The 3,895-nt window shown below is 31.7% G+C and carries 6 protein-coding genes; all 6 read right to left on the bottom strand.

Translation table 11 applies throughout. The features are described 5' to 3' along the window. Nucleotides 1–108: 108 nt before the first annotated feature. A complete protein-coding gene (locus tag B0I03_RS13015) occupies nucleotides 109–684 on the bottom strand; it encodes a hypothetical protein (protein WP_146603303.1) in 576 nt (191 codons plus the stop codon). Nucleotides 685–883: 199 nt separating this feature from the next. Continuing rightward, on the bottom strand, nucleotides 884–1,393 hold the full coding sequence (locus B0I03_RS13010) for a hypothetical protein (RefSeq protein WP_146603302.1): 510 nt from the start codon (nucleotides 1,391–1,393) through the stop codon (nucleotides 884–886). A gap of 146 nt (nucleotides 1,394–1,539) precedes the next feature. Continuing rightward, nucleotides 1,540–1,812, bottom strand: a complete 273-nt coding sequence (locus tag B0I03_RS13005) for a hypothetical protein (RefSeq protein ID WP_111567864.1) — start codon at nucleotides 1,810–1,812, stop codon at nucleotides 1,540–1,542. Continuing rightward, on the bottom strand, nucleotides 1,805–2,326 hold the full coding sequence (locus B0I03_RS13000) for a hypothetical protein (RefSeq protein WP_111567863.1): 522 nt from the start codon (nucleotides 2,324–2,326) through the stop codon (nucleotides 1,805–1,807). The genes B0I03_RS13005 and B0I03_RS13000 overlap by 8 nt, the downstream gene beginning before the upstream one ends. A gap of 172 nt (nucleotides 2,327–2,498) precedes the next feature. Next, nucleotides 2,499–2,933 (bottom strand): hypothetical protein, encoded by a 435-nt coding sequence (locus B0I03_RS12995; protein ID WP_111567862.1) that lies wholly within the window; start codon nucleotides 2,931–2,933, stop codon nucleotides 2,499–2,501. Between the two features lie 153 nt (nucleotides 2,934–3,086). Continuing rightward, the gene (locus B0I03_RS12990; protein ID WP_111567861.1) at nucleotides 3,087–3,776 is read right to left on the bottom strand and encodes a hypothetical protein; all 690 of its coding nucleotides are present in this window, start codon (nucleotides 3,774–3,776) and stop codon (nucleotides 3,087–3,089) included. Between the last annotated feature and the right edge of the window lie 119 nt (nucleotides 3,777–3,895).

The raw sequence follows: 3,895 nt of genomic DNA, 5'->3' as shown, positions 1-3,895 counted from the left end.
ACACCAAGCCATTACAAATATAACAAAACATTCCATTCAACAGCGGATTTTCCTACGGAAAATCCGGAAGTAGCCATTGAAGCAAACCGCTGTTACCCACAGTATTTTTTATTTTCCGCTTTTCAATCTAATTTCGTTCATCACAATATTTAACTCTTCGAAAAGTTTTGAATATTCTGAATTTCCATTTTCCATTTTCGACATGCTTTCTGTAATTCTGGTTTTCCCCATGTTAGACAAAAAGTAAAAATTAGCATTTCCTTTTGTCGGTAATTCTGGATTTTCAAACTTTTCTCCTTTGAAAGATATCAAATGTCCATTTTCAACAAATTTTTTGGTAACTTTTCGGACGCTTTCATGCTGTCCAGCACCAATAAATCCACCACCAGAGCTTAAATAAATACTTGCATCTCCAGTTAAATAAGTTACAATAGTAGCAGTCCCGCCATCCATATCAAGGTCTGTTACTATTCCGTAGACTTTAATTGAATCTTCAGGGATTTTAAAACCAAGTTGTTCAGCTGTTACATCCAATGCCATTTTTCTCATTTGCATGTAAGGATTTTGTTCAGCGGTTTTTTCGGCAGTTTCTTTATTCGTATTCTTTTTACAACTTACTAAAACTCCAATTCCTATGATTGAAATTATTCCGATTATTATGTATGTAAACATTGTTTTTCTCATATTGTGGGTAACGTTCTGCGGCTTGCTCTCAGTGGCGTTGCACCAACACCAAGCCATTACAAATATAACAAAACATTCCATTCAGCAGCGGATTTTCCGCAGGAAAATCCGGAAGTAGCCATTGAAGCAAACCGTTGTTAGTGGACGTTATTTTTGAATTTTATAATTTCTGTTCTGTTTACAAAGGTTTGTTAAGTAATTACCATTTTATTTTAGTATTCAGTTTTATATTTTGAATTTGTTTTGGTGGATTTGGCGGAGGAATAAATTTTCCAAAATCCCAAAAGGTTTTGATCTCTTTTGTACTTATCATTTTTTGACTACTTTCTTTTAAAAAGTAATTTAACTTTTTAAAATTTTCTGTTTCTTTAGATAAGTCATTTACGTAAAATCGGTCTTGTTCCGCATCAACTAAGAACAATTGTTGTCCAATGGATAATTCAAATTTTTGAGAATTTTTTTCGGAGCAAATATTTTCAATAAGTGTTTTTAAATTTTCGGTTTGTTTTTGATTTAGTTTAACATAATAATATTTAGTAGAATCTGGAAATCGATATTCATAAAATAAAGTGTCTTTAAAGTCGGTTTTTGTAGAAATAAAAACATCTTCTTTCATAGACAAACTTGCAAAATGTTTTATAGAATTTTTATCATTGACATTACAACTTAAAATTAAGAATAGTACAATTAATAGGAGATATGATTTCATTTAGGTTGTTTTATAATGACCACTAACGTTTTGCCGCTTACCGCAGTGGGGGATTTCGGAGCACTAAACTGTCAACTAAGCACAAATGTTGATAGAAGCACTGCACTTGATTTACTCACATCAGCCCCCATTGCGGCAAACGGCTGTTATGTGGCGTTTTTCTTTGTCCTACTGTATATTTTTCGTCCAATGTAAACAAGTCCTATTATGTTTAAAATTATCCAAGCGTTGTAACAAATGTAAATTATTTTTTCTGTTGAGTTCATACTTGCCAAACTCCAATATTCTCCCTTTGAACTGTCATAACTATCGTCATAACCCATAAGTAAAAGTCCAAGTAATATGAATACAAATAAGTCTGCACCAATTATAGCTACTCCATAAACAATGTCAACAAACCGTATTTTAAACTTAGCCATTTACGATTTCAAATTTATTCGTTCCACTGTCATAAGTCATTGTTAGGTGTCTGTCCCAATTTAAAAATTCGTCACAGGTAAATTCAAGTTTTTCATTGTCCCACTTTTTGAATTCAATTATGTCCATTTGAATTGGACTTTCAATTGTTTCTTTATCTTTAATGCTTGTCGTAACTTTTTCAAAGTTGTAATAGTCAGCGAGAATGAAATCTCCATTTGGTGCAACTATCAAATTTTGATATTGAGGTTGATCTTCAATGTCAATCAAGTTTGCAGTTTCAATGTCAAGTTGAAATAAATAGTCAGAAGTCAAAACTAAAACAATCTTATTCTTTGTCGATATAGCAACTTGTCGTGGAAACCCACGAAATTGTCCGCACCATTCCGTATAGTCGTCATTGGTAAATTTTATAAAAGTCCAACTTTGAGAATTCCACGCACTTTCATTGTCGTAAATTCTTTCGGTGTATTCTCCAGAGTATGGTTGACTTATTATTTCTGCTTCAATTATCATTCGTGGTGTCGGTCTTTAAAATGCCACATAACGTTCTGTGGCTTGCTTTCAGTGGCGTTGAACCAACACCAAGCCATTACAAATATAATAAAACATTCCATTCAGCAGCGGATTTTCCGTAGGAAAATCCGGAAGTAGCCATTGAAGCAAACCGCTGTTAGCAGAAGGCTTTTTATTCACTAATTGTTATACATTTATTTTTACGAAAAACTATCCCTTTTGACACAGTATATTTATTTTCAGAGCTAAATAATTTCTTCTTTTTCTTAAGAGCAAAAATTATCAGTTTTCGATTATTAACTTTTATCGGATATGCAGACTTTACATTACTATTATTACTTTTTAGGTATATTTTCTTATTCTCAAAAATCAATTGTCCATTTTCTTCACTTTCAATTTTTTTAATTTCTCCATATTTAGGTGAACTATTCACGATAGATTTCATTATGTATGTTGAATCTGCTTTCACTTCAATTTCAATTTCAGTTTTCACTTCATATTTGTCTGTATAATGATAACAATATCTTCCTATAAAATTTTGACTATGTCCAAAAAAACAACAAAAGAAAATAAAAAAAGTAAAAATGTATTTCGGAAATTTTTTCATAAGCTTTCTGCTAACGTTTTGCGGCTTGCTCTCAGTGGCGTTGCACCAACATCAAGCCATTACAAATATAACAAAACATTCCATTCAGCAGCGGATTTTCCGTAGGAAAATCCGGAAGTAGCCATTGAAGCAAACCGCTGTTAGGCAACGTTTTTATTTATACATTATACTTTCTAGCTCACTTTTTTTTCCGTTATAAATCTCAAAAAAATCAGCTGGTTTATTTGCAATTAGTTTTACTCTTTCTTCATGGTCGTGGTTTAAACGATATATTTTCCCTTTTTTGTCTACTGCTATATAATTTCCATCTTCCATATCCAAAATTGTGTAAAACAACTTTTCATCTAACTCGATTTCAAAAGTGTATTCCAATTCTAAAAGTCCAATCTGTTCCTTAGTTAGAGACTTAAGAGCTTTTTCGGCAATTTTTTGGTCTGGATTTTCCATTTTCAGAAGCTCCAATTTAATTTCATTTTTCTGGATTTTGTTTAAGTCAAAAGTCTTGTGAAAATACTCAGGATTGTCAATTTCGATTTGGGTCAAAGCATCGTAATAATAATTCAATTTGATTAACTCAAATGTTTCAGTATTACGATTCCAAACAGAAATTCCATTTAAATTAAACGATGTTTTGTGATTTCGATTAATTTCTTCAAATGATTTTGGGACATAACTTCTAGCAACAAAAATACATTTAGGTTTTTCTATAAAACTGATATGCCTTAGCTTAGAAATTCCGAATGCTTTTCTTAACTGAGGTAATTCAGATTCAAGCAATTCGATTATTTTTATCTCGAATTGTTCAATATGTTTCTTTTTTGTTTTTCGATTAAAAATGTTCATTTCAAATGTTGCCTAACGTTCTGTGGCTTAAAAATGTGGCGAAAATGCACCACCAAGCCATCACAAATATAGCCAAAACTTTAAATTAAACAACTGTGCCATTTCAAAAATTCCCGAAA

The sequence above is a fragment of the Flavobacterium aquaticum genome (assembly GCF_003259835.1).
GTDB classification, from domain to species: Bacteria; Bacteroidota; Bacteroidia; order Flavobacteriales; family Flavobacteriaceae; genus Flavobacterium; species Flavobacterium aquaticum.
This window is presented reverse-complemented; position numbering and strand designations above follow the sequence as displayed.

Bases quoted from the DNA above. Each gene is read 5' to 3' on its own strand.
- B0I03_RS13010 (WP_146603302.1), bottom strand. From the start codon at position 1,393: ATGAAATCATATCTCCTATTAATTGTACTATTCTTAATTTTAAGTTGT.
- B0I03_RS12990 (WP_111567861.1), bottom strand. From the start codon at position 3,776: ATGAACATTTTTAATCGAAAAACAAAAAAGAAACATATTGAACAATTC.
- B0I03_RS13000 (WP_111567863.1), bottom strand. From the start codon at position 2,326: ATGATAATTGAAGCAGAAATAATAAGTCAACCATACTCTGGAGAATAC.
- B0I03_RS13015 (WP_146603303.1), bottom strand. From the start codon at position 684: ATGAGAAAAACAATGTTTACATACATAATAATCGGAATAATTTCAATC.
- B0I03_RS12995 (WP_111567862.1), bottom strand. From the start codon at position 2,933: ATGAAAAAATTTCCGAAATACATTTTTACTTTTTTTATTTTCTTTTGT.
- B0I03_RS13005 (WP_111567864.1), bottom strand. From the start codon at position 1,812: ATGGCTAAGTTTAAAATACGGTTTGTTGACATTGTTTATGGAGTAGCT.